This is a genomic window from Dyella sp. Tek66A03, from assembly GCF_052567735.1.
The window spans coordinates 3,181,293-3,205,520 of record NZ_CP199584.1; the positions used below are offsets into that span (position 1 = coordinate 3,181,293).

Below are 24,228 nucleotides of genomic sequence, written 5' to 3' on the forward strand. Positions count from 1 at the left end.
CCTCACCCATGAAAACGCCGGCCACATGCCGGCGTTTTCATAAGAGCCCTTTGAACAGGCTCCGAGCAGGAACGGCGACCTGGACTCAGCCAGGTGGCCAATGCATGCGACGCCCACCGAGCAGATGCACGTGCAGATGGAAGACGGTCTGCCCGCCGTGCTCATTGCAGTTGACCACCGTGCGGTAACCCTTTTCCGCCAGCCCCTCACTGCGGGCATAGCTGGCTGCGGCCAAAAGAAGCTTGCCCAGCAGCTCCGCGTCTTCCGGCGTTGCCGCGTCGAGCGTGGCGATAGCCTTCTTCGGCACGAACAGCACGTGCACCGGTGCCTGCGGGTTGAGGTCGCGGAACGCGAGTACGTTTTCGTCCTCGTACACGATATCGGCGGGTATTTCGCGCCGGATGATCTTGCCAAAGATGGTATCGGCCACAGCAGACTCCTTCCGTTTACAGACGCAGCAGCATACCGTGCGCCGCCGGCGCCACCAGTTTGAAACCGAATTGCTCGTAAAGCCTCGAAGCCGTGCCATCGGCGATCAGGCCAATCATGGCGCGTGCCGGCGCGCGTGCATGCACCTGATCCATCAAGGCCTGCATGATGCGGCGACCCCAGCCCTGTCCCTGCCAGGCAGGCGCCACGGCGATGTCGACCACGAACAGGAATAACCCGCCGTCGCCGACGACGCGGCCCATGCCGATAAGTTCGCCTTCATGGCGCACACAAACCGAACACCAGCTCGCCGGCAGTCCCACGGCGGCAGCCTCTGGCGTCATGGCACTCAAGCCGGCGGCGCTGCGCAAGGCACGGTATTCGTCGGCACCGGGGATCGCCAGCGAGAGATGCGGCGCCGACGTCATGGCTGTCAATCCGCCGTTTGCCGGCTGCCGAACGCATGCGCGAGGGTGCCGCGATCGACGTATTCCAGCTCGCCGCCCAGTGGCACGCCGTGGGCCAGGCGCGAAGGCCGCACGTTGGCGGCACGCGCCAGCTGCGCGAGGTAATGCGCCGTCGCCTCCCCTTCCACGGTGGGGTTGGTGGCGATGATCAGTTCCTCGATCTCGCCCTCTCCCAGCCGCTCCGAGAGCAGATCCAGCCCCAGCTCCTCCGGACCGAGTCCATCGAGCGGCGACAGCCGGCCGAGCAGCACGAAGTATTGCCCTCGAAAACCCGTCGCCTGCTCGATCGCCGCCAGTTCGGTAGGCGACTCCACCACGCACAGTACCTGCCGGTCGCGGCTCGTGCTGGCGCACAGCGAACAGATCGGCGTTTCACTGAAGTTGCGGCAGCGCGAGCAATTGCCGATCTGGCGCATGGCCTGCTCCAGCGCCTGGGACAGGCGCAGGCCACGCTCGCGGTCGCGTTCCAGCAGATGGAAGGCCATCCGCTGGGCGCTTTTGCCGCCTACACCGGGCAGGCAGCGCAAGGCTTCGATGAGGTCGGTAAGGAGTTTGCTCATGAACCGGAGTCGATGGGTAGGAGCGCACCCTGTGCGCGAAAAGCCTACGTAGCGGTAACGCCGTGATCGCGCACAGGGTGCGCTCCTACAAAAATAACAACGACGAGGCTTAGAACGGCATCTTGAAACCGGGCGGCAGGTTCAGGCCCGAGGTAACGCCACCGAGCTTGTTCTTGCTGACCTCGGCGACCTTGTTCACCGCGTCGTTGACCGCGGCGGCGACGAGATCCTCGGCCATCTCCGGGTCATCCGCGAACAACTTGCGGTCGATCTGCACGCGACGCACCTCGTGTGCGCCGGTCATCAGCACGCTCACCAGGCCGCCACCGGCGCTGCCGGTGACTTCCAGCTTCGCGATTTCTTCCTGCGCGCGCTTCATGTCGTCCTGCATGCGCTGGGCCTGCTGCATTAGCTGGCCGATCTGTCCTCTCATGGCGTACTCCGCTTATCGCTGTCAGTTCTCAAAGGGTTTGATCGACTGGGGCACCACGCGCGCACCGAACTCGCGCTTGAGCGACTGCACCAGGGGATCTTCTTCAATGGCCTGCTCGGCCGCCGACTGCGCGGCTTCGCGCGCGTTGGCGGCACGCGCCGCCGGCGTTTCCGTGGTCCCGCCGCGTTCCTCCATAAAGCGCAGGCGGATGCGCTCGCCCAGCGTCTGGCTGATGCGCTCCTCCATCTGCCCCACCATCGGCTCGACCGCAAGATGCATATGCGCGGGCTGCAAGGCCAGCAGCAGGGTGATGCCGTCGCGCCCACGCAAGGCCGCATTCTGCGCAAGCTGACCCAGCGGGCCGCGCAGATTCGCGCGCTCGATCAGGGCATCCCAATGCGGCAGGCCGTTTGCATCGAGAACCAACGGTTCCCGTGGTGGCGCCGCGACGGGTGCAACCGGCGCTACCGGGGATGGCGCGACGCGCGACGCGGGCGTTTCGGCCGCGCTGGCGACATGCATCCGCTCGTTCACCACCGGCGCTGCAGCGCGCGGCGGCGATGCCGGTGCGCGTGAGGCAGGAGCCGCAGGACGCTCCGCTGACGTCGCCTGGCCGCCATCCGTCGGCCGGAATGCCAGCATCCGCAGCATCGCCATTTCAAAACCGGTGCGCGCATCGGGAGCCAAGGCAAGATCGCGGCGTCCGGAAGTGGCAATCTGGTAGTAAAGCTGCACGTCCTCGGGTGCCAGTTGCTGGGCCAGCGTCACCAGGGCGCTGTCATCACTACCGTCTTCATCGGGACGATAACCCGGCACCAGCTGGATCAGCTGGATGCGATGCAGCACGCTGGCCAGGTCGTCCAGCACGCCACCGAAATCGGGCGAGTACGAGGCAATACGCGTGCATTCAGCCATCAAGGCTTCACCGTCGCCGGCCGCCAGCGCCTCGAGCAGGCCGAGCACCTGGCCACGGGCCACGCTGCCGAGCATGGCCCGCACATCGTCCACGCGCAGCGTACCGCCGCCATAGGCGATTGCCTGGTCCAGCAACGACAGGCCGTCGCGCAAGGAGCCATCCGCGCCACGCGCCAGCTCGGCGATGGCAGCGTCTTCGTAAGGAATATTCTCAGCGCCCAGGATGTGGCGCATCTGCCCCGAGATCTGCTCCGGCAGCAGCCGCTTGAGGTTGAACTTCAGGCAGCGCGACAGCACCGTCACCGGCAGCTTTTGAGGGTCGGTGGTCGCCAGCAGGAACTTTACATGCGGCGGCGGCTCCTCCAGCGTCTTCAGCAAGGCATTGAAGGCCGGCTTGGACAGCATGTGCACCTCGTCGACCAGGTACACCTTGAAGCGCCCCCGTGCCGGCGCGTACTGCGCGTTCTCGATCACCTCGCGCACATCGTCCACGCCGGTGTTGCTGGCCGCGTCGATTTCCAGCAAGTCCACGAAGCGGCCGGCATCGACCGCCGTGCACACCGCGCATTCGCCACAGGGATCGGCCGATTCGCCGCGCTCGCAATTGAGCGACTTGGCGAAAATGCGCGCAATCGTGGTCTTGCCCACGCCGCGGGTGCCGGTGAACAGATAGGCATGGTGCATGCGGCCGGTGTCGAGCGCATTGGTGAGCGCGCGCACCACATGCTCCTGCCCGACCAGTTCGGCGAACTTGCGGGGGCGCCATTTGCGCGCGAGTACCTGATAGGACATGCAGAGATACCTTGGGGCGAAGGCCGATTGTGCCAAGTCAGCACAGGCAAGTCTAAGTCAGCGGTGACCACACAGCGCCATGGCTACAGCACAATTCACCAACCCCAGAAAGGCGGCGGCCCTGCCAGCCACACCCCGGCACCCGAATCATTCGCTACCGTTGCTCCCTTCCGGGCCTGGCGGAATTTACGAACTATCGTCGCGGGGGGACCGACAGGGCCACCATAGAGACGTACATTTTGCGTCAGCCCAGGGGCGGCGCTTGGTTTCACTCACTGGCGGAGAGGGCGGGATTCGAACCCGCGATACGGGGATAAGCCGTATACACACTTTCCAGGCGTGCTCCTTCAACCACTCGGACACCTCTCCGCGGTGGTGAAACCTCTTCAACCGGACAACTCGCCCGGCAAAGAGGCGAAAGGATAACGGCAGCAGGCCGTTCGTACAAGAGATACCCCGTCGGCTCAGGGCTGGGAAACGTCGCGCAGGAATACCGGCAGGTCGGTGGCCGGCGGCTTGGCCGGCACCTGGTAGAACATCTCGGCGACGAAACCACGGTGATAGGTAGCGTGGTTGACCACGTGCAGGATCATCTCCTCACGGCTCATGCGCCCGTCCCCGCCGCCGATGAACTGAAACGACACTTCTTCGGCGGCCTGGGCGGGCGAAAGCGCCTGGGCATAGGCAAGATACCAGTCGTTCATCGCCTGCTGCCGCAGCCACAACTCATTCAGCGCCAGCGGCTCGGGCATCTTGCGACTGGTATAGCCGTGCGAGCGCCCCTGCAGGTGCGCCTGGAAAATATCGTCGACCACATAGGTGTGGCTAAGCGTGCCCAGCATATTGCCGAAGATCGTGGCACGGGTTGCCTCGGCGGCGCCCTCCGGCAGGGCGGCCACCGCGCCGTAGGTCAGCTGGTCGGCCCAGGCGCGGTAGCGCAGTAGCTTCGTCAGATAGTGGGTTGTCATGGCGGTGAATGCCCCATGCGTCAAAAATGGTTGTCGGGGATTTTGCCCGTCTTTCCACCGACGAGCTTCTCAACAGCGAAGCTTCTGCCTGGGATGACGATCCATTGAGGCCATTCCTAGCCGGCATCAGGCCTGGTCGGAGCCGGCGCCGGCAACGCAACGCGCTCACCCGCTCGCGCAATGGCATACCCGCGCGCCAGCAACGCCGCGCCATCGGTCTCACTTCCATAGTGATAAAGCCGCATCCGCTGGCGTTGTGCGGCGTCATATTCGCGCTCGATATCATCGATACCGGTATGCGAGGGGTTGCCTACCAGACCGCAGTCGTGGGCAATGACCTCAGTGCTCGCCGCAACCCGCGCCAACACCTCAGGAATCGGACGCGTATCGCCGGTATAGGCAAAGCTGCCCGCCAGCGCCACGCCATACGACGTACCCGCCATATGGTGACGCGTGGCAAACACATCGAACCAATGACCGTCGAGCCAGAATCCGCGTGTGCATGGCACCAGCCGAAACGCTTCCCAGAAATTCACGCCGCCCTCGGCCAGCACATTCGGGTAATCCGCCACCCTCGCCTGCAGCCAAGTCATCAAGCCGGCATGGATGAACAGCTTGGTGCGGCCACGCCACTGCTCGTCAAACCACAGGCGGAAAAACAACCGCTCCATGCCACCCACGTGATCCATATGGATATGCGTAATGAACACCGCTCGGGGCGGCTCGCCATAGGCGGCCTGGTAACGATCCAGCGTATCGGGGCCGCAATCGACCAGCAGCACGGGAGCGCCATCGCGCTCAAGCACGACGGCCGACGAGCCCAGCTCCACGGCATGCGCCGCGCCTACACCAAGAAAATGCAGATTCCAGTTCATGCGCGAAGGGTACGCTCGTAGCGGTAGACCAGGGGTTTCCACAGGTGTTCTTCGAAGCCGGACTGGTCCTGCGCGGCTGCGCCCAGCTTGACCAGTGAGCGGCGCAAACGCTGCAGGTTGGCCTGCTGCCACGCGTCGGAAGGTGGGCGCTGGCATCCGCGATCGAAATCGATCAGGTAAAGCTCGTCCGTCGTCACGAGTACATTGTGCGCATTGAGGTCGGCATGCCAGATGCCTGCCCGATGAAAGCGCGCCACCAGCGCGCCGACCCGTTCGGCCATCTCGCTGTCGAGCACGCCGGCCGCCAGACACTCCGCCAGCGTCCGGGAGTGGGCAATTCGACGAGTGATCAGGTCTGCCGTATAGAACAGGCCGCTTCGCTGGTAGCGACAAGCTATGACCTGTGGCCCGGGCAGACCGAGCGCCGCAATGACGCTAAGCAAGCGGAACTCGGCAAAGCTCCGCGTACGGTCGGCACCGGTCCACAGGTATCGATCACCCATCCAGGAGGCCACCAGGCCGCCCCGCCGGTAGTGCCGCAAGACGCATTCGCCGACCGGTGTTTCGATGATGGCAATCCCACCGCGGCCGCCCGCCTGCTGGCGCAGCGCACCGCGCTCACGCCAGGCTTCGGGCACGAACCAGTCAGCGTCGACTTGTGGCGACACCGCCGCGTCGAACAGAATCGCTCCGGCGGAGTCCTCGCGGATTCGTTCCTGCATCGCCATCATGCGTTATCGACGCCCGCCTTCCGCCCTAAGTCCAGCGATTCTAGCCCATGCCTGCTCCCTCCTCGATCTGCCTGCTACGCACCTCTGCCATCGGCGACGTCACCCACGTGGTGCCGCTGGTGCGGACCCTGCAAAAGGCATGGCCACAAACAGAGCTGACCTGGATCGTCGGCAAGCTGGAGCGTCGCCTGGTCGGCGACCTGCCCGGCGTAAGCTTCGTGACTTTCGACAAGGGGGCGGGTTTGGCCGGCATGCGCGCCGTAGGCGAGGCGCTGGGCGGCCAGCGTTTCGATGCGTTGCTGCAGATGCAGGTTGCGCTGCGCTCCAACCTGCTCAGCCTGTTTATCAAAGCCCGCCAGCGTGTGGGCTACGACAAGGCACGCGCCAAGGACGGCCACGGCCTGGTCATCAATGAGCGCATTCCTGCGCGCACGGGCGAACATGTCCTCGAGGCCATCGGCAGTTTCTGCGAGCCACTGGGACTCAAGCAGACCGACGTGCGATGGGACATTCCCGTACCCGAGGAGGCGCATGCCTGGGCGGCCGAACAGCTACCTGGCGACACACCGACCCTGCTGGTCAGCCCCACCTCCAGCCACGTACTGCGCAACTGGAGGCCGGAACGGTATGCCACCGTGATGGATCACGCCAGCGCACGCGGGTGGCGCGTGGTGCTCGTCGGCGGCCCCTCCGCCCTCGAACGCAGCATGGCCGATGCCGTCATTGCCGCCTGTCGCCACGCCCCGCTCGACCTCACCGGCAAGGACACGCTCAAGCAGCTGATGGCGATGCTTGCGCGCGCCCCAATGCTGCTGACACCGGATTCCGGGCCGATGCACATGGCCAACACGGTCGGCTGCAAGGTGCTGGGCCTGCACGCGCCCAGCAATCCGGATCGCTCCGGCCCCTACTCCGATCGCCGCTGGTGCGTGAACAAATACGACGAAGCCTCGCGTAAATGCTTCGGCAAACCGGCCAGCGAGATTCCCTGGGGCAGCAAGATCGAGAAGCCCGGCGTGATGGACCTGATCGGCGTGGACGACGTCATCGACCGCTTTGAAGCCTGCGCTCGGTATCTCGGCCTTGGCTGAGCATCACGCCTGGCATCGCTACACCCGTGCGCTTTGGACGGGACAACAATCGCGACATACAACGAGAACAGGGCCGGCATGAGGTAACCCGATTTTTGCCTCGGGGGCGGACGGATAGTGCATCGCGTATGACTATGAGGCGGAGTACTGGCTCAGCCAGTGTTGAATGGCAGATTGAACGGCAACGCTGTAAGCATTCTGGCCGTCCTGCACTCTGGTTGGAGCCATAGTTTTCACGAAAATCCGCTTTCCTGCGATGGTTGCGTCGATATAGATAACGAACACCGAGGCATGCTGGGGGTTCTCGGCAATGGTGTAGTACGCACGCTCGTACTCGTCGCCGTACTTCTCAAAGGCGTTCCTGTCCACGATGGACTGGTTAATGTTCGTTTGAGCCGGTACGGCACCTTGGGCTGACACGCCTGCCGCCGCACCACCTATCGCTCCTCCCAACGCGCCACCCAGCCCAATGCCGATGGAGCTCTTCCGCAACTCCGACTTGGCATTGGCATAGACCACCAAGTGATGAACCGTAATGGGGGCCTTTGTGACCTCATCGCCCAGGGTTTCATAGGCTACACGGCGAAACACGTGAATCGCGGGCGGGTCCAGCGTGCTGTCACCTTTGCGGTAGATGCCATAGCCGCTACTCGTGACGAGAAGGCTGAAGATTTTGTCTTCCTTCTCACTCGCCGGCCTGAGGTCATCGACGTGAACGGCGACAGAAAGGTCTGGGCCAGGCATATCAATCCGTGTTGCCTTAGGCGTTGACGCGCAAGCAGTAAGACACAGGGATAGAAGCAGCATCAACTTTTTCATTAATTCATTCCGTGACGGTCAATGGTGAGTACTAGTAGGAGAGGCATCCGCCACCTGCTCCTTCGCGAGATATAGACGTCTGAGTTGAGTGCGCGAAGCGTTCGCTTCAAAAGTGGCATTGCACGCCACCTCTGCGCTCTGGACGGGACAGTCAATGTGATGGCTGCAAGGCTGATTCCGGCGCCGATACGCGCTTGAAACGATAGATTCCATACGACCTTACAGAACCGATAGGAACGAACAAGACATTCATATCGACTTGGCTGCCCCTTTCCAGTAAGAGGTCGCCGTTGCCGTCCTTATAGAAGGATTGCTGGCCGAACCATTGTGTCCTGCCCATATCAGAGCGAGTCTTGCCGGGAGCTGGACCGCCCGACATTACCTTCCCGTCCTTGCAGATGTAGATCTCTGGGTCCTTGTAATCCGAGTGATACGTACCGATTGTTCCGCTCTTATAGCCGAGCGTTATCTCCAGTGAGCGTGGACCCTCTTGCGTCACTTTGGCGTAATCTGCTTCCTTAAATTGACCGCCAACCTGCACACGTTTGGACCGCGTGCCGTCACCGATCGGCATATCTACCCATCGGGGTAAACCTTCGGGTCGGATATGGTTTCGTCGGACACGCTCCCTTTCCTCCGTGTTCTGCGGCGCGCCATCGGGAAAAAGGAAATAGAAGGCCAGATATTGTTCACTGACATTTCCCCCTTTGACCAACGTCCCAATGCCCTCGTACGTTCCACTGAAATCCGGGCACGGAGCGTGAAGGTAATCAGCAGGATTGATGCCGGAGGCGCGCGAACCGGCATACGTTGGCGAGCGATGCAAACAACCACCCAACGCCACGATAGTCATCAGCGAGGCAACTTTGGCGCCCCATGCCGTTCCGCTCATCACTTCTTTTCCTTGCCGTTCAATTGCATCTGTAGCCACAGTACTTCGGTGTTGGAAAGGCCGTACTGATGTAACAGCGTGGGAAGTGCCACTACGCTCGCGCTCGAAGTAAAGCGGGTCAGAGTGGAGTTACCAGCCTTCCTTGGACAAGGTCTAGCATCTGAGCTTGCGGTTGGAGGGCAGCGACATGTCTACGCACAAGTTCCCAAGCAAAGCTCGGCGTGCGTATAAGTTCATAGAGTCGCATCGGAACGAGTTCAGCATACAAGTGATGTGTCGACTCCTTGGAGTTGCCCGCGCCGGTTACTACGCTTGGTTGGATCATCCGGTATCTGATCGAGCCCAGGAAGATGCTCGACTGCTCCGACTTGTCCGCGCCTCCTTCACCGCCAGTCACGGAATTTATGGCGCGCCCAGGGTGTTCCAAGACCTACGCGAACTCGGAGAGACGTGCAGCAAGCACAGGGTTGCGCGCTTGATGCGGGAGAACGGATTGCGGGCACTGCATGGCTATCGCACGCGGCACATCCCGGTGACCAAGCCACAAGCCTTGATCCCAAACCTACTGCAGCGCCAGTTCACGGTGTCGCGACCGAACGAAGCGTGGGTGACAGATATCACATACATCCGAACCTGGCAGGGTTGGCTCTATCTGGCCGTAATCATGGATCTTTTCTCGCGCCGGGTCGTCGGCTGGGCCGTCAAGCCGACGATCCATCGAGAATTGGTTCTAGAGGCCGTCATGAAAGCCGTGCGTAGCCGGCGGCCCCGCAAGACCTTGATCCACTCGGATCAAGGAGCTCAGTATGGAAGCGACGCTTGGCGGCGGTTCTGCAAGGCCAATCACCTCGAGCCGAGCATGAGTAGGCGCGCAAACTGCTGGGACAATGCCGTAGCAGAGTCCTTCTTCGGCAGTCTGAAAAAGGAACGCATCAAGAAGCGCATCTACGCTGACCGAGAGACTGCGACTCTGGACGTGTCCGAGTACATCGAGGGCTTCTACAATCCGACACGTCGCCACAGTCATCTCGGTGGCATCAGTCCGATTGAGTTCGAAGCGGCACATCGAAGCCACCGATCAGGTGTCCACTAAATCCTGGTAACTCCAAACTGACCACCTATCAGGCTTCACCTATCGACAAGTCAGCCATCCAGATCCCTGGACCTAAGGGGCTCTGACCCCGTTACCCGTTACCGGTCAGCCATCGAGACACAACCCGATAGAATCAATGCTGCGCATAGGGCAATTAGACTATTGATGGTGGTGTTCATTTGTTCTCCCCGTCGCCCCATCGACGTAGGTTTTGTTGTTTTCATAAGGATGGGCGGTGATGAATTTGATCGGCATCACGGCGGTACTCCAGTTGAACAACTGCCCCAAGTGAGATGCAAACAAGGAAACCGCGCGACGTCATTTCATGTTGTCCAGCTTGTCGCAACGATCCACGCACTTGAACCAGGGCTGGCCCGACCAGTCACCGGAGTCCTCGACACGAATCCACGATTTTTTCTCAGCCCCCACCGCCAGATGCTCGTTCTTCAGAAACTGCCATCCGTAAACGCTGCCATCTCGGCGAACGTAGACATGGATTTTTTGGAGATCGCCAAAATTTCGTGCGCACATGCTGTCTGCGTTTTTCTTGAACGGAGGCAGTGGCCGACTGGCGTGGAGTACGCAAAACCGATGATCATATGCTTCCGCATACATCAAGTAGCGCCCATTTATATTATGGGTCACCTGCCAGCGTTCACCGGAGAGGAAGGCCGGAGTGAGTGATCCGGCGAAACCGTGCGATTGATTTACCCCATACCGCGGAGCTTCCAGGCTATCGATTTTTGCAAGCTCGAAAACCGGGTAGTCGATCGGGTTAACGGAAAACTGCTTGTCGTAAGCGGCAAACGTGCCGTCGTTAGCCGACGCTGCTTGATAGTCGGCCATAGAAGCGCAACCCACCAACGTCCCCGTTGCGCACAGGGCGATTGAACCAAATTGCGCACTGAAAGACAGGGGGCGAGGCGAAAAACTGGCCGGCTTCATTTCATGTTGACCAGCTTGTCGCAACGATCCACGCACTTGAACCAAGGCTGCCCCGACCAGTCGCCTTTGTTACTTACTTTGAACCAGGTTTTTTCAAACGGAGCCATTTTGTTATTTCTTATGTATTGCCATCCATGCACGAATCCGTCGCGATCTACATATAGGTACTTGTAATAATCACCGTCCATTCGGCCATTTAGGTCGCAATCGTGTATCCATCCTTGCACCTGTCGTTTGCAGTACCTGTACCCATATGAGTTGGAATAGGCCAAATACCTTCCGTTCACCAGACGAGTTATTTCCCATCGATCACTAGGAAGAATGTCGTCACCCCACTCTCGTGGTTGATTCCGTGCTGCTATTTCCGGGTCTCGCTTAGCTTGATCACCCGCAAGAGCAAAGACGGGGTAGTCCAAAGGATTCACCGCAAACTGCTTGTCAAACGCTGCAAATGATCCGTCATTCACAATAGCTACCTGATAGTCCGCCATAGATACGCAGCTAACGAGACCCCACGCGACGCACAGGGTCGCCAAGATTTTAATCTTAGTGTTCATTTGTCCTTCGCCGCTCCGTCGACATAAGGTTTGTAGTTTTCATAGGGATGGCCGGTGATGAACTTGATCGGCACTACAGTGGCGTTCCAGTTGAACAACTGCCCCCCATAGAAGCCGTTCACGGCATCGCCGTTGCCAAGAAACACGGTCGCATTAGGCGGCGCCACCACGCACCGGTACCATGACGCCCGCCATGATCCACCACGACAGCCATCGACGCAGCCCACTCTCCTTGCGTTGCTGCACTTGCCTTTCCTTGGTAATTCGCGCGTGGCGACCGCTCCCATTGCGGCCAGAACAACCTCAAGCATTAAAAGGAATTCCGCGGTCCATCGGAATGATCCTAATCATGCGCGAGTCGTGTTCCTGCCCCCGATGAGTCCTGCTATCAGGCCATCCAAGCCCGTTGAACCTGTATCAAGGGTACGGGTGCCAACGGGCCTGTCGGTTCACGAGAGGCTACCGACGTCGCTCAACCAGAAACATCAGGAAATTCTGAAAAGCGGCACGACTATCTGCTGCCTGCGAACGTCCAGGGACGCAAGATCGCGACCACCCTCCGGAGGGCACTTCGAAAAACCCTTTGACCAGGTCGTTGTGATAGCGCGCGCGATTCGTGGTGGGAGCGACTTCAGTCGCGACACACGCTTGTCTGGATGCCCGTTATCGCGACTGAAGTCGCTCCCACCATAAAGACAGGCTTTTCGAGACTCTCTGGAGTGGGCACAGAAGAGTGGTTTCAATGGCGCGACCGCGTTCTGCCAGCGCGGCTCTCAGGCGAACCAGCGATTTCCTACCTTGTCCGTCAGTCGGCACGCGAGTCGCCGCTGATGAATGTCGCTTTCCACATGACAGGCAGGGGACGCCGGCGCGTGCCATAACGCGAGGCCCGTATCGTCCGCGAATCGTCCTGCGCCCATGCCCGGAAAAGTACGCTCGAGGCCGTCGGCCTCCTTCGGGGGGTGTTTTGCCTGGACGAACGTCCTCGAGCATGCGGGACAACGTAGGCGAATCGCCAACCGTCTTCCAGCAGGCAATGCCTAAGGCACTGTGGCTTTTCGACGCACGGGGCCCGCCCTATGGCAGCAGTCCAGCGGATCGGTTTACCGACGCGACAGGCAACAACCAATGCAGCTCGGCGCCCGCGGCTAGCCGCTCAACGCACGCAATGAAGGTGCGTAAGTGGGCAGGCCCAGCGCACAGGACATCGGATCACCGCGCCGGGCCATGACGGCCTACGCGCGGTAGTCCTTGTACGACTTTTCTTCCACCAGCTGAGAGCCCAGCTTGAGGTTGATCTCGCGTTTCACCGCGGCGCGCTCGTCATTGCGGAAGTAGACCGCGCGGGCCAGCTCGATGAACTCCGCGTCGAACGCCTGGGCCTTCTCCTTGAGGCGGATGCGGTCCTCGATGTCCCATAACAGCTCGTTGACCGCCAGCAGGCGGGCGCGCTCGTCGGCGATGTCGGTGTGGGAGGCGGCGGCGCCGGACCATGTCGTGTTGAGCAGATCGAGTTCGTTGCGGACGTTGGCCAGCTTGGCGGGGTCGGTGATCTGCTGCGACTTGATTTCCAGGATGGTGATCTTGTCGATCAGCTCGCCATAGGAAACGGGGACTTGGATAAGGCTCATGGAAAACTCCGACGGGTATGGGCAAGGCCCCGTGATCAATCAATCGCGTTGCCTGGCTGACAGAACGCATATCATAAGCGGTGTCTTGTCCCTTGGTTCAGCCTGTCGCATTAGACTGGCGCGGTACCCGACCCCAACCCGAGAGGTTCCATGTCCACGCAACGCTTTCTTATGCTGCCCCTGGCCGCCCTGCTTGCCCTCAGCCCGCTGGCCGCCGGTGCACAACAGTCCCGCGGCAACGGCAACGTCCTGGTCCGCAACGACGGCATCTTCGTGCGTTGCGACCAATGCGGTACCGTCGACTCGATCGACCAGAACGTCAGCCAGGGCAGTGACCACAGCATGGCTGGCACCATCATCGGCGGCATCGCCGGTGGCGTGCTGGGCAACCAGGTCGGCAAGGGCAAGGGCAATACCCTGGCGACGGTGGCCGGCGCGGTCGGCGGCGGCTATGCCGGCAACCGCATCGGCGCCAATAGCGGCGGTGGCCACCAGAGCTTCACCGTGCACGTGCGCATGGGCAACGGCAGCATCGCCAATGTCAACGTGCCGGACGCCAGCGCGATCCGTTCGGGCGATATCGTGCAGATCGACCAGGGCGGCAATATCACGCGCATCCAGTAAGCGCGGCCGCTCAGCAAAAGCAAGCCGACCCCAGGGTCGGCTTTTTTCTTGCCCGAAACAAGGAGTTCAGTGCGGGCGCGCCGTGGTCAGTCGCGCCACCAGATCCTCGTAGAAGTCCGGCGGCAGTGCGGCCCGTACCGGGACCGCCCACCAATGCGGCTGGGCAAAGGCTCGGCATTTCACCGCATCCTTTTCGGTCATCAGTACTGCCCGGCCATCGGCGTACGCCAGGTCGGCCGCCACAAAAGCGTGGTGATCGGGAAAGGCATGCTCCACCACCGTGATGCCTTGCGTGCGCAAGCTGGCAAAGAAACGCTGCGGGTGGCCGATGGCCGCGACGGCGTGCACGGTCTGTCCGGCGAAGTCCGATAGCGGCTTGACGTGATCGTCGGCCAACGCCCGCACCAGGCCACCTTGCAGCTGCATGGGCACGTCACCGAGTGCCACTACGCCGCCGTTACTGATACGGAAATCCACGCGATTCAAGCGCGACAGCGGTTCGCGCAGCGGGCCCGCGGGTAGCAGCCGCCCATTGCCGAAACGGCGCACGCCATCGATCACGCAGATCTCGACATCCCGCGCCAGCGCATAGTGCTGCAGGCCATCGTCGGCGATCACCACATTGCAGCCAGCATCGATCAGCAGCCTGGCGGCGGCGGGACGATCGCGCCCCACGGCCACGGTCACGCCGCTGGCATGGATCAGGCAAGGTTCGTCGCCCACCATGGCGGGATCGGGCGTCGCGTCCAGCAGCACGGGCTCGACATGCGAGCCGCCATAACCACGACTGACGACACCCGGCGTATAGCCGCGACGGCGCAGGACCTCAGCTACGGCAATCGTCACCGGCGTCTTGCCGGTGCCGCCAACACTCAGGTTGCCGATCACCACGACCGGCACCGGCAGGCGCACTTGGCGCAACAGACCCAGCCGATAGAACGCCCGGCGCATACAGATAGCCGCGCCGTAGATCGCGGCAAGCGGCGCCGCCCACCACGGCGTCCGGCCAACACCATACCAAGCCGATTCCAGACGTTCGGCCAGGGTCATGGCTGCGCCTCAGTCACTGCTCTGGTGGTGGAACTGCATGCGATGGAGCGCGGCGTAGTGGCCTCCCAGGGTCAGCAGTTCGGCGTGGGTACCGCGCTCGACGATCTGGCCCTGATCCATGACCGCAATCTGGTCGGCATGCTCGATGGTGGAAAGTCGATGCGCGATCACCAGTGTCGTGCGGTCCTTCATCAGTCGCTGCAGCGCTTGCTGGATCAGCCGTTCGGATTCTGTATCGAGCGCGCTGGTCGCCTCGTCCAACACCAGGATGGGCGCGTTCTTGAGGAGGGCGCGCGCAATCGCGATGCGCTGGCGCTGGCCACCGGACAGCATATTGCCGCCCTGCCCGATCTCGCTATGCAGACCCTTGGGCATGTTGCGAATGAATTCCCAGGCATTGGCCGCTTCGGCCGCCGCCATGATGTCCGCTTCGCTGGCACCGGCAAGCTCACCGTAGGCGATGTTCTGGGCCACGGTGCCGTCGAACAGCACCACGCTCTGCCCTACCCAGGCGATCTGCCGGCGCAAGGACGGTAGCGTAAATGCCTCGTAGTCGAGGCCATCCACCAAAATGCGGCCCGCGCTTGGCGCATGGAAGCGCGGCAGCAGGCTGACCAGGCTGCTCTTGCCGCTGCCCGAACGCCCGACCAGGGCCGTCACCGTGCCAGCGGCGCAATGCAGGTTGATGCCACGCAAGGCCTCGAACGCATTGCGTGGGTAAACCAGATGCACGTCCTCGAAACGCAGGTCGCCCCGCGCGCGCTCCAGCACCTGCGTGCCGGTGTCGGTTTCGGGCGGAAGATCCATGATCTCGAATAGATTCTCGGCCGCTGAGATACCGCTTTGCACATTCGACTGGATGTTCGCCAAGCGCTTAAGCGACGGCATCATGCCGCCCATCGCCGTCAGTACGGCAATAAACACACCAGCGGAGATCTTTTCGATTTCGCCTGGCCGGGTCGCCAGGAACACCATGACCGCAAGCGCCACCGCCGCCACCGTCTGGATGGCTGAACTCGACGTGGCATTGGTCGCTGCGACTTTCAGGTTGAGGCGTCGCGTGTAATTGGTTACTTCATCGAAGCGCGAGGAGGCGTGTTGCTGGCCCGCATAGATGCGTATTTCGCGATTCGCCGCGACCGACTCTTCCACCGTACCCGTTATTGAACCCATCGTGCTCTGGATACGCCGACTGATGGAGCGATAGCGACGGCTCACCACGGTCGCGATCAGCGAGATCAGCGGCACCATGATCAGCACCACCAGGGTCAGGTAAGGGCTGGTACTGATCATGACGTAGAACATGCCGATGACGGTGACGCCTTCCGTCACCATGACTTTCACGGCATCAGTCGTTGCCGAAGCCACCTGCTCGCTGGTGTAGGTGATGCGCGACACCTGATGCCCGGAATGCTCTTCGCCGAAGAACGCGGCAGGCAAACGCAGGTAGGCAGCAAATACATCGCGCTGGATCGACTGCACGATATTGCGACCCATATAGGAGATGCCGTAGCTGCTGGCAAAGGTTCCAAGGCCACGTACGAAGAAGATCAGGATGATCCAGATCGGCATCCAGAAGATCAGGTACGCATCCTTCTCCACAAACAGCTTGTCGATCATCGGGACAAGCAGCTTGGTGAAAACGGCCAGGCCGCCGCCATCGATCAGCATGCCGGTCACGGCGATGACGCCCACCACCCAGAAGCGTTTGGTGTAACCCAGCAGGCGCTTGTAGATCTGGCGCGTGTGCGCGTCCCAGATCGCTACTTTCTCGCCGCTCATTGGCCCTTGTCCGCCTGCGTCGGCGTCGTGGCGATCGATAGCTTGGAGAAGCCCAGCTGGCCCAGCGCATCCATGGCCATTACCACGTTCTGATGCGGCGTCATGGCATCGGCGCGGATGGTCACCTGGCGCTCGCGATCATCCCCGGCCACATTGGCGATGGCCTGCTTGAGCGGCTCGACGCCCTCGCCCAGCACTTCATCGCTGCCCACATAGAAATGGCCATCGCGGTCCACCACGACGGTGAGCGCGGGAGCCTGCATATCGCGCTCCTCGGCACTGGCCCTGGGCAAGGTCACCTGCATCCGCGAGTGCTGGATGAAGGTGGTGGTGAGCACGAAAAACATCAACAGGGTTAGCAGCACGTCGATCAACGAGATCACGTTGATCTCGATATCGTCTTGCCGACGGTCATTGCCAATACGCATGCGTCAGCTCGCGCTCGACTCGGTCGTGGCACGCGCTGCGGCGCGCGAACGCGGCGCCGGCTGCTGGGTGATGGTCAGTTCGTCGAGCAGCTCGGTGGCCTGGCGCTCCATCTCCACGCAGTAGCCGCCCACCTTGGAGCGGAAATACCGGTGCAGCACGTAAGCGGGAATGGCCACGATAAGACCAGTGGCCGTGCAGATCAGCGCCTCGCCGATACCGCCTGCCATCTTCATCGGATCGCCCACGCCACCCTTCATGACGTCCATGAACATGCGGATGAGGCCGATCACGGTACCCAGCAGGCCGAGCAACGGACCAATCAAGGCGATGGTGCCGAGCGTGTTGAGGTAGCGCTCCATGCGGTGCACGACATGGCGGCCGGTATCCTCGATGCGCTCCTTGATCAGTTCGCGCGGACGATTGCGCACGGCCAGCGCCGAGGCGAGCAGCTCGCCCAGCGGCGAACCGTTGGCCAGCGCCGTCAGGTGACTCGGGTCCAGTTGGCCCGAGCGCGCCCAGTTGCGTACTTCTTCGCCCAAACCGGGCGGCAGTACCGAGCGACGACGCAGCGTCCAGCAACGCTCCAGCACGATCGCCAGGGCGACCGCAGAACAAATCAGGATGGGCAACATCGCCCAGCCACCAGCCATCAGGATTTCCAGCACAACGACTCCGCGCCACTCGATCGGTAGGAAGGGCGCATCATAACAGCCCCGTCCAGCGGTTCCGCGGCACCGGTGGCAGTTGTGCATTGACTGGAAACCGGGCACCGGGCCGGTCATTCATCTTGGCCCGCCGCTCGCCCCCAGGGGCCTATTCGCGCCAGTAGCGAGACTGCTGCTGGCGCTCTTGGGAGATCACCCGTGGGGGAGCATCGGCCGGAAAATCGACCTGGATGGCGCCGGAGCGCGCCGTGTTCAGCCAGGGCACGCCAGCGTCGTCGTAGCGCCGAATCACCAACGGATGCGGGTGACCGAAACGGTTGCGCCAGCCGGACGAAATCAGCGCCAGCGTTGGCTGGATTGCCGTGATGAAGGGCGTGCTGGACGAGCTGCGGCTGCCATGGTGCGGCACTGACAGCACCAACGGAGGGCCGGGCGCTACAGCGCTGGCCACGGTGGGCTCCACGCGCGCGGAGATATCACCGGCAAGCAAGGCCCGGCCACCCCGGCCTTCGACCAGCAAGACACAGGAACGATCGTTACTCGACGCCGACGCTGCCCCTGACGGCAGTACTCGCACGGTCACACTGTCCCAGACCCAGGATAGGCCGACCTCACAAGCGGCCATGGGCAAGGGCAGTCGTTCGGGTTCGCCCGAATAACGCTGCGCGTCGGGAAACGCCCTGGCCACCGCCGGCACCCCTCCCGCGTGATCATTGTCGGCATGGCTGGCCACCAGCACATCCAGGCGACGCATGCCGATGCCCCGCATCGACCGCAGCACGACCGCCTCACCGAGATCGAGATCCGAGGGATAGCGCGCCCCGGCGTCATACACCAGGGCATGGTTCTGGGTGCGCAACAACACCGCCAGTCCCTGCCCCACGTCCAGCACCCATAGCTGGAACGCCCCCTCGCCTAGCGGCGAACGCGGCGGCAGCAGCAAAGGCAGGAACAACAGCACGCCCAGCCAGCGCATTGGCACGCCACGCGGCGTGAACAGCCACAACGCCCCGAGCGTCGCCAACAGCAGCGCCCCCAGGCGCACGTCCGGCAGATACCAGTGGGCGCCGGGCCAGGTTGCCATCCTTTCAAGCAACCACCACTGCAGGTGCGTCAGCATGCCGGCAAGCCACAGCATGGGCGCGGCGAGCGGCGGGCACAGTCCAAGCAACAGCATGCCGAGCAAGGTGCAAGGCACGATTACGAAACTGACGAACGGCACCGCGATCAGATTGGACAAGGCGCCGACCAGCGATGCCTCGCCGAAGAACCACATGGTGAGCGGCAGCAGCGCTAGCGTCATGACCAGCTGTCCCGCCGACAACTCGTGCAGGAAGCCGCGCAGGCCGCGACCGCGCGTCGTCAGGCAGAGCATCAGAAACGCCACGCCGACAAAGGACAGCCAGAACCCCGCGGCCAACACGCTCAGTGGATCGAAGAGCAGGACGACAACAAGGGCCATGGCCAGCGATTGCAGTCCGGTCGGTTGGCGACGCAAGCAACGGGCCAGCGCCACCACACCGATCATCAACATGGTTCGCACGGTCGGCAGACCAAAGCCGGCCAGCGCGCTGTAGATACCCGCAGCAAACAACGCCAATGCCGCTTGGGACGGAGGTCGCGGCACGCGCAAGGCCAAGGCAGGAAACACCCAGTAGAGCAGGCGCGCCAACCAGATACCGAATAGCGCCGCCACGCCCACATGGAATCCGGAGATCGAAATGAGGTGCGGGATGCCGTTGGCCCGAGCCACCTCCCAATCTTTCTGGCTGAGGCCGCGGGTATCGCCCACCGCGAACACCTGCAGCAGCGAGGCATCGTGCGTATCGGCCACTCGTGCCGCGATGCCGCGACCGATCGAATCGCGCACACGGTCAATACAAAAAACCGCCGGATCGAGCGGCACATTGGAGGGGTCGTCGCGCACATAACCCGTGGCCACGATGCCGCGTTCCAACGCGGTGCGCTCGCTGTCGCTACCGCCGGGATTGATCAGGCCACGCGGCCGCTTCAAACGCAAGGTCAGCTGCCAACGGCTACAAGGCGCGATGGTCGGTGCGTTGTTGTACCAGTTCACGCGCACGCGCCCTCGCCACGGAACCGGCATGCCGTCCAGCTCGGCACGCGCTACTGACAGGACGAAACCGGTGGCGTCTTCGCGACTCGTGGGTAGATCGTTGACGGTGCCGACCACCTGCAGGTCGCGACCTTCCCATGCGTGGGGAAGGCGCGATTCCATCGCCCATCCGCCACGCCAGCACGCCCAGGCGATGCCGAACAGCCCCCAGGCGATCCAGCGCGCACGCGGAAAACGCCACGCAAGACCAAGTGCGACAGCCGCCATGGCGAGGCAAACCCAGCGCGGAGGCAGCACCGGCAGCCATTGCACGGCCAGCACGCCGAGCATCAGCATCAGACCAGGCACCATCGCACCGCCCCTGCGCAGCAAGACGCTCCCTCCATCCTTGTGGAAGGAGACAGGTTAGCGTCTGGCTATTCGCGCAGCGGCGGAAATCGTTGTAGGCATCGGCTCAACCGCACGGCCGAAGCACGCACGCGATCAAGCGTGCGTCTTCTCCATCAGCACGCCGTTGTGCAGCTCAAGCGTGCGGTCCATGCGTGCCGCCAGTCGATTGTCGTGCGTCACCAGGATAAAACTGGTGCCGATCTCGCGATTGAGCTCCAGCATCAAGTCGTAGACGTGCGCCGCGTTGGCCTCATCGAGATTGCCGGTGGGCTCGTCGCCCAGGACGCACGCGGGCCGCGTTACCAGGGCACGCGCGACCGCACAACGCTGGCGTTCGCCGCCGGAAAGCTCCGAAGGCTTGTGCTGCAGGCGCTGGCTCAAGCCAACGCGTCCGAGCAAGGTGCTGGCCTGTCGCTCCGCTTCGGCAATCGCCACACCACGAATCAACAGCGGCATGCACACGTTCTCCAGCGCGGTGAACTCGGGCAGCAAATGATGGAACTGGTAGATAAAGCCCATCGAGCGATTGCGCACGCGACCGCGCTCGGCATCGGAAAGGCGCGAGAGATGCTGCCCCTCCACTTCCACGTCGCCACGCGTCAGCGTGTCGAGGCCACCGAGGATATGCAGCAGCGTGCTCTTGCCCGAGCCCGAGGCGCCGACGATGGCCAGCGTCTCGCCACGCTTAAGCGTAAAGCTGACATCGGCGAGCACGTCGGTCTTCAGGTCGCCTTCTTCGTAGACCTTGGCGATGTTGCTGGCGCGCAGCACGATGTCGTTGGGGGAAGTCATGGGTTAGAGCCTGCTTTGGCCCTACCCGTGCCCCGCGCCGGAGTCGGTTTGCGCGCAGGCCAAGGAAGAGCGATGGAGTGTATGTCGATACACGACTGAACGATGACGCCGGCATGCGCGAAAAGCGGCCCGGCGCGGGGCACGGGTAGGGCCAAAGCAGGCTCTCTACTCATAACGCAGCGCCTGTGCCGGCTGGGTACGCGAGGCGCGCCACGCGGGATAGAGGGTGGCAAGTAACGAGAACAGGAAGGTGATCAGGGCCACCCAGCCCACATCGCTGGCCAGCAGCTTGCTGGGAAGCTCGCTGATGTAATAGACGTCCGGCGACAGGAAGGTGACGCCGGTGACCTGCTCAATCCATTTCACAATGCCGGGCAGCTTCCACGACAGCAGCGAGCCGAGGCCTACGCCGAAGCCTATGCCCACGACGCCGACCAGCACGCCCTGCACCATGAACATGCCCATGATGCTGCGCGGCGTCGAGCCGAGCGTGCGCAGGATGGCGATATCGGCCTGCTTGTCGGTCACCAGCATCATCAGCATCGAAATGAGGTTGATCACGGCGACCAGGATGATCAGCGAGAGGATGATGAACATCACCTTCTTCTCCATCGAGATGGCGGAGAAGAAATTGGCATGGCTGTCCATCCAGGTGTCTACGCGATAGACCTGGCCCAACTGATCCGCGAGCTGATGAGCCACCAGCCCGGCATTGAACATGTCATCCAGGCGCAGGCGGATGCCTGTAGGTCCTGCCACGCCACTCAGCCTCTGGGCATCGCTCATATTGACGAGCGCAAGATTGGCATCGAACTCCTGCATGCCCAGCTCGAAGATGCCGACCACCCTGAAACCACGCAGCGTAGGCACGCTTCCGGTGACGGGCGTAGAGCGGAACGACGGTGCAGCCACCACGACCTTGTCGCCCACCGATACACCCAGCGACATGGCCAGCTCACGGCCAAGCACGATATTCCAACTGCCGGGGGTCAGATCGGTCAATGCACCTTCGACCATATGCTGGTCGATGTCCGAGACCTTCGGCTCCTGCGTCGGCTCGATGCCGCGCACGATCGCACCACTGGGACGACGAGCCTGCAGAAAAGCCTCCGTCTCCACGTAGGGCGCCGCGCCCTTCACATGCTTGTTGGCGTCGGCAATCTGTACCGCACGTTGCCAGTTCTGCACGCTCTCGCCCGGCAGACCCGACACCGTAGCGTGGGAGATGGCACCCAGGACACGCGTACGCAACTCGTCGCCGAAGCCATTCATCACCGACATCACCGTGATCAGCGCGATCACGCTGATGGCGATGCAGACGATGGAGACGGTGGAGATGAAGGAGATGAACTGATTGCGACGCTTCGCTCGGGTGTAACGCAGGCCGATAAAAAGCTCTAACGGTCGAAACATGGGCAGGTCGCTTTGGGGATTCGAAAGGGCTGGCCGCCCACGTGGGGCCGATTATCGCCTGATAAGCGGTGAAACCGTAGGACCGCGTTCAGGCGACAGAGTGCCCAGGCTCGCTAGGCCGGCTTCGCCGCCTCGTCGTGGGCAGGCAAGGCCAGGCGCATACGGAGCCGCCGCCGGATATCGGCATCGGTATTGTCAGGCGCCAGCAGCAAAACGACGCTGCGGCCGCCGGCCAAGGACAGTCGCAGCCAGATGAAATCGCCTATCGCGCGAAACGAGTCAAGCGAGGCAGCCAGGTCGTCGCCGGAGGCGACGCGCAAGGTCCAGCTAGCATCGCGGCTCCAGCCAGCCGCCCGCACCGGAGATCGCCTGAAGCGCAATGCGGCATGACGAGCTGCCAGGATCGGCATGACCGCCAACGGGTATTTCAACCAGAACGGGACGGCCGCCAGCAGTATCGCCAACAGTGCCAGCATCGACATCCCCACGAGCAAGCGCGGGAGCCAATGCGAAGGCGAATACTCAAAGCCGATGGCGGGAACGGATGTCATCGATGATCGCCTGCCAGTCCGGGCGAGATGCCTTGGCGTGCCCCATGACCCAGTCCCACAGGTCCGGGTCCTGCACGTCCAGCAGCGCCTCGAAAGCCTGGCGCTGCGCTTCGTCGGCTTCGGCGAAACGCTCGTCCAGCCAACCGCCAAACAGGGCGTCCAGTTCACGGGTACCGCGCCGGGTGCGCCAGCGCAGCCGTTTGATGCGGGCTTCTTCCATAAAAAATGCGCGAAGCGCCTCCTTAGCTACTTCCTCACCCCTCTGGGGGGAGAGGATTGGGGTGAGGGGCAATCTTGCCTCAGTTTTGCCAAGCGCGGGCTAGGAAGTTCTCCCACGAGCACCCGCCCCTCACCCTAACCCTCTCCCCCAGAGGGGAGAGGGAATCAGAGCTTAAGTACGACGCTCGACGATCAGCTTCTTGATCTCCGCGATCGCCTTGGCCGGGTTCAGGCCCTTCGGGCAGGTGCGCGCGCAGTTCATGATGGTATGGCAGCGATACAGCTTGAACGGGTCTTCCAGATCGTCCAGGCGTGCACCGGTGTCCTCGTCGCGACTGTCGACGATCCAGCGATAAGCCTGCAGCAGGATGGCCGGACCGAGGTAGCGGTCGCCATTCCACCAGTAGCTGGGGCAGCTGGTCGAGCAGCAGGCGCACAGGATGCACTCGTAGAGGCCGTCGAGCTTCTTGCGGTCTTCCGGTGACTGCAAACGCTCCTTGTCGGCCGGGGCCGGGCTCTGCGTACGCAGCCAGGGCTTGATCGAGGCGAACTGGGCGTAGAAGTGCGTCAGGTCGGGCACCAGGTCCTTGACCACCGGCATATGCGGCAGCGGATAGATCTTGACGTCGCCCGAGCCGCAATCCTCGATGGCCTTGGTGCAGGCCAGCGTATTGGTGCCATCGATGTTCATCGCACACGAGCCGCATATACCTTCGCGGCAGGAACGGCGCAGCGTCAGCGTCGAGTCGATCTCGTTCTTGATCTTCAGCAGCGCGTCCAGAACCATCGGACCGCACGCGGCCAGGTCGACCTCATAGGTGTCGATGCGCGGGTTCTGGCCATCGTCCGGCGTCCAGCGATAAATGCGGAACGTACGCGGCTTCTTGGCGTCCTTGGCCGGGTAGTGCTTGCCGGGCTGGACCTTGGAATTCTTGGGTAGCGAAAACTCTGCCACGTTTGCCTCACTGATCTCGTGCTTGCCGTAACAGCTCGTCTTGCGAGCGCCGGTACTACGATGAAAGAACCTCGAGCCGAACT

Annotated in this window: 26 protein-coding genes, 1 tRNA gene, 1 other RNA gene and 1 pseudogene; 3 read left to right on the top strand and 26 right to left on the bottom strand. The window is 62.3% G+C overall.

Annotated features, from left to right (window positions below; translation table 11 throughout):
• Positions 1-85: 85 nt before the first annotated feature.
• The 10 genes from ACT01B_RS14065 to ACT01B_RS14110 all read right to left on the bottom strand — a co-directional run bounded on the left by ACT01B_RS14065 (position 86) and on the right by ACT01B_RS14110 (position 6,167).
• Positions 86-430: a histidine triad nucleotide-binding protein gene (locus tag ACT01B_RS14065; protein ID WP_445143865.1), complete on the bottom strand. Its 345-nt coding sequence runs from the start codon at positions 428-430 to the stop codon at positions 86-88.
• Positions 431-446: 16 nt separating this feature from the next.
• Positions 447-857, bottom strand: a complete 411-nt coding sequence (locus tag ACT01B_RS14070; protein WP_445143866.1) for a GNAT family N-acetyltransferase — start codon at positions 855-857, stop codon at positions 447-449.
• A gap of 5 nt (positions 858-862) precedes the next feature.
• Entirely contained in the window at positions 863-1,456 is a 594-nt protein-coding gene (gene recR / locus ACT01B_RS14075) for a recombination mediator RecR (protein WP_445143867.1), read from the bottom strand.
• 109 nt (positions 1,457-1,565) lie between these two features.
• On the bottom strand, positions 1,566-1,889 hold the full coding sequence (locus ACT01B_RS14080) for a YbaB/EbfC family nucleoid-associated protein (protein ID WP_445143868.1): 324 nt from the start codon (positions 1,887-1,889) through the stop codon (positions 1,566-1,568).
• Positions 1,890-1,910: 21 nt separating this feature from the next.
• The gene (dnaX, locus tag ACT01B_RS14085; RefSeq protein ID WP_445143869.1) at positions 1,911-3,596 is read right to left on the bottom strand and encodes a DNA polymerase III subunit gamma/tau; all 1,686 of its coding nucleotides are present in this window, start codon (positions 3,594-3,596) and stop codon (positions 1,911-1,913) included.
• A 119-nt stretch (positions 3,597-3,715) separates the two neighbouring features.
• Positions 3,716-3,812: signal recognition particle sRNA small type (ffs, locus tag ACT01B_RS14090), an RNA gene on the bottom strand.
• Between the two features lie 60 nt (positions 3,813-3,872).
• Positions 3,873-3,965 (bottom strand) — tRNA-Ser (locus tag ACT01B_RS14095).
• Positions 3,966-4,060: 95 nt separating this feature from the next.
• Positions 4,061-4,564: a DinB family protein gene (locus ACT01B_RS14100; RefSeq protein WP_445143870.1), complete on the bottom strand. Its 504-nt coding sequence runs from the start codon at positions 4,562-4,564 to the stop codon at positions 4,061-4,063.
• 116 nt (positions 4,565-4,680) lie between these two features.
• Entirely contained in the window at positions 4,681-5,439 is a 759-nt protein-coding gene (locus ACT01B_RS14105) for an MBL fold metallo-hydrolase (protein WP_445143871.1), read from the bottom strand.
• On the bottom strand, positions 5,436-6,167 hold the full coding sequence (locus tag ACT01B_RS14110) for a 3-deoxy-D-manno-octulosonic acid kinase (protein WP_445147490.1): 732 nt from the start codon (positions 6,165-6,167) through the stop codon (positions 5,436-5,438). The genes ACT01B_RS14105 and ACT01B_RS14110 overlap by 4 nt, the downstream gene beginning before the upstream one ends.
• Before the next feature lie 50 nt (positions 6,168-6,217).
• Between ACT01B_RS14110 and ACT01B_RS14115 the strand changes: the two genes are divergently transcribed.
• The gene (locus tag ACT01B_RS14115) at positions 6,218-7,261 is read left to right on the top strand and encodes a glycosyltransferase family 9 protein (RefSeq protein ID WP_445143872.1); all 1,044 of its coding nucleotides are present in this window, start codon (positions 6,218-6,220) and stop codon (positions 7,259-7,261) included.
• 132 nt (positions 7,262-7,393) lie between these two features.
• On the opposite strand, the gene ACT01B_RS14120 is transcribed toward ACT01B_RS14115, so the two are convergent.
• Complete coding sequence (locus ACT01B_RS14120; protein ID WP_445143873.1) at positions 7,394-8,080, bottom strand: hypothetical protein; 687 nt, start codon at positions 8,078-8,080, stop codon at positions 7,394-7,396.
• Positions 8,081-8,231: 151 nt separating this feature from the next.
• Positions 8,232-8,972, bottom strand: coding sequence for a hypothetical protein (locus ACT01B_RS14125; RefSeq protein WP_445143874.1), 741 nt, complete (start codon positions 8,970-8,972; stop codon positions 8,232-8,234).
• 214 nt (positions 8,973-9,186) lie between these two features.
• Here ACT01B_RS14125 and ACT01B_RS14130 point away from each other — a divergent pair.
• A pseudogene (locus ACT01B_RS14130) lies at positions 9,187-10,065 on the top strand (IS3 family transposase); the annotation flags it as partial.
• Between the two features lie 318 nt (positions 10,066-10,383).
• Here the strand turns inward: ACT01B_RS14130 and ACT01B_RS14135 are convergent.
• From ACT01B_RS14135 to ACT01B_RS14150, 4 genes are all read right to left on the bottom strand, one after another.
• Positions 10,384-11,010 carry a hypothetical protein gene (locus ACT01B_RS14135; RefSeq protein ID WP_445143875.1) on the bottom strand — a complete coding sequence of 209 codons (627 nt, stop codon included), beginning with the start codon at positions 11,008-11,010 and terminating at the stop codon, positions 10,384-10,386.
• Entirely contained in the window at positions 11,007-11,567 is a 561-nt protein-coding gene (locus tag ACT01B_RS14140) for a hypothetical protein (RefSeq protein ID WP_445143876.1), read from the bottom strand. Before ACT01B_RS14140 ends, ACT01B_RS14135 begins: the two co-directional genes overlap by 4 nt.
• Complete coding sequence (locus tag ACT01B_RS14145; RefSeq protein ID WP_445143877.1) at positions 11,564-11,878, bottom strand: hypothetical protein; 315 nt, start codon at positions 11,876-11,878, stop codon at positions 11,564-11,566. The genes ACT01B_RS14140 and ACT01B_RS14145 overlap by 4 nt, the downstream gene beginning before the upstream one ends.
• A 924-nt stretch (positions 11,879-12,802) precedes the next feature.
• A complete protein-coding gene (locus ACT01B_RS14150) occupies positions 12,803-13,198 on the bottom strand; it encodes a DUF6165 family protein (RefSeq protein ID WP_445143878.1) in 396 nt (131 codons plus the stop codon).
• Between the two features lie 150 nt (positions 13,199-13,348).
• Here ACT01B_RS14150 and ACT01B_RS14155 point away from each other — a divergent pair, with 150 nt between their 5' ends.
• A complete protein-coding gene (locus ACT01B_RS14155; RefSeq protein ID WP_445143879.1) occupies positions 13,349-13,822 on the top strand; it encodes a glycine zipper 2TM domain-containing protein in 474 nt (157 codons plus the stop codon).
• 66 nt (positions 13,823-13,888) lie between these two features.
• On the opposite strand, the gene lpxK is transcribed toward ACT01B_RS14155, so the two are convergent.
• From lpxK to ACT01B_RS14205, 10 genes are all read right to left on the bottom strand, one after another.
• On the bottom strand, positions 13,889-14,872 hold the full coding sequence (gene lpxK, locus ACT01B_RS14160; protein WP_445143880.1) for a tetraacyldisaccharide 4'-kinase: 984 nt from the start codon (positions 14,870-14,872) through the stop codon (positions 13,889-13,891).
• Between the two features lie 9 nt (positions 14,873-14,881).
• Positions 14,882-16,654: a lipid A export permease/ATP-binding protein MsbA gene (msbA, locus tag ACT01B_RS14165; RefSeq protein ID WP_445143881.1), complete on the bottom strand. Its 1,773-nt coding sequence runs from the start codon at positions 16,652-16,654 to the stop codon at positions 14,882-14,884.
• A complete protein-coding gene (locus tag ACT01B_RS14170) occupies positions 16,651-17,082 on the bottom strand; it encodes an ExbD/TolR family protein (RefSeq protein WP_445143882.1) in 432 nt (143 codons plus the stop codon). Before ACT01B_RS14170 ends, msbA begins: the two co-directional genes overlap by 4 nt.
• 3 nt (positions 17,083-17,085) lie before the next feature.
• Positions 17,086-17,748 carry a MotA/TolQ/ExbB proton channel family protein gene (locus ACT01B_RS14175; RefSeq protein WP_445143883.1) on the bottom strand — a complete coding sequence of 221 codons (663 nt, stop codon included), beginning with the start codon at positions 17,746-17,748 and terminating at the stop codon, positions 17,086-17,088.
• Between the two features lie 148 nt (positions 17,749-17,896).
• Positions 17,897-20,194: a DNA internalization-related competence protein ComEC/Rec2 gene (locus ACT01B_RS14180; protein ID WP_445147491.1), complete on the bottom strand. Its 2,298-nt coding sequence runs from the start codon at positions 20,192-20,194 to the stop codon at positions 17,897-17,899.
• A gap of 114 nt (positions 20,195-20,308) precedes the next feature.
• Positions 20,309-21,007, bottom strand: a complete 699-nt coding sequence (gene lolD, locus ACT01B_RS14185) for a lipoprotein-releasing ABC transporter ATP-binding protein LolD (RefSeq protein ID WP_445143884.1) — start codon at positions 21,005-21,007, stop codon at positions 20,309-20,311.
• A 165-nt stretch (positions 21,008-21,172) separates the two neighbouring features.
• Positions 21,173-22,420 carry a lipoprotein-releasing ABC transporter permease subunit gene (locus tag ACT01B_RS14190; RefSeq protein WP_445143885.1) on the bottom strand — a complete coding sequence of 416 codons (1,248 nt, stop codon included), beginning with the start codon at positions 22,418-22,420 and terminating at the stop codon, positions 21,173-21,175.
• Positions 22,421-22,533: 113 nt separating this feature from the next.
• Positions 22,534-22,971, bottom strand: coding sequence for a protein YgfX (locus ACT01B_RS14195; RefSeq protein WP_445143886.1), 438 nt, complete (start codon positions 22,969-22,971; stop codon positions 22,534-22,536).
• A complete protein-coding gene (locus tag ACT01B_RS14200; protein ID WP_445143887.1) occupies positions 22,943-23,191 on the bottom strand; it encodes an FAD assembly factor SdhE in 249 nt (82 codons plus the stop codon). Before ACT01B_RS14200 ends, ACT01B_RS14195 begins: the two co-directional genes overlap by 29 nt.
• A gap of 171 nt (positions 23,192-23,362) precedes the next feature.
• On the bottom strand, positions 23,363-24,145 hold the full coding sequence (locus ACT01B_RS14205; protein ID WP_266181636.1) for a succinate dehydrogenase iron-sulfur subunit: 783 nt from the start codon (positions 24,143-24,145) through the stop codon (positions 23,363-23,365).
• Positions 24,146-24,228 lie beyond the last annotated feature (83 nt).